Origin of the sequence: Paenibacillus dendritiformis, assembly GCF_015845845.1 — a bacterium.
GTDB lineage: Bacteria > Bacillota > Bacilli > Paenibacillales > Paenibacillaceae > Paenibacillus_B > Paenibacillus_B dendritiformis_C.
In genome coordinates, this window is record NZ_LDIG01000037.1 from 1 (window position 1) to 409 (window position 409).

Genomic DNA, 409 nt, shown 5'->3' on the forward strand with positions numbered 1-409 from the left:
CGGACTCCGGTTCAGGGCGCAGACAAGCGCGTCGTCATCCGGCGTACGCTACCCAGCCCCTGAAGCTCAGCCCCGCATAGAACAGGCCGATGCCGGTGAACCCCGCGCTGCGAAGCTGCGCCTCCTCTTCCACGGGATCGAGGATGGTCAACCGGGTCCTGATGGCGTGTTCGGCATCCTTGGCCTTCTCCGGCGGGGTGCCTCCAAACGCGACATGCCTTGAGATCCAGCGCGACCGCTCCGGCTCGGCCTGGGGAAAGCTGATGTGGGCAACGATCAGGGGAGCACTCGGGGCCAGGCGCTTGCGGATGCCCCGGAGCGTGTCCACCCGCTTCTCCGGGCGGATGAAGTGGAAGGTCAGCAACGACGCCGCGCCGTCGAACGGCCCGGGGGGCGCCGCGTCGATATC

The 409-nt window shown here is 68.2% G+C and carries 1 protein-coding gene; it reads right to left on the reverse strand.

The window, feature by feature from the left end; translation table 11 throughout:
- Nucleotides 1–34: 34 nt before the first annotated feature.
- The coding region (locus tag ABD76_RS00520) for a hypothetical protein (RefSeq protein WP_197253367.1) at nucleotides 35–409 on the reverse strand (375 nt) is incomplete at its 5' end.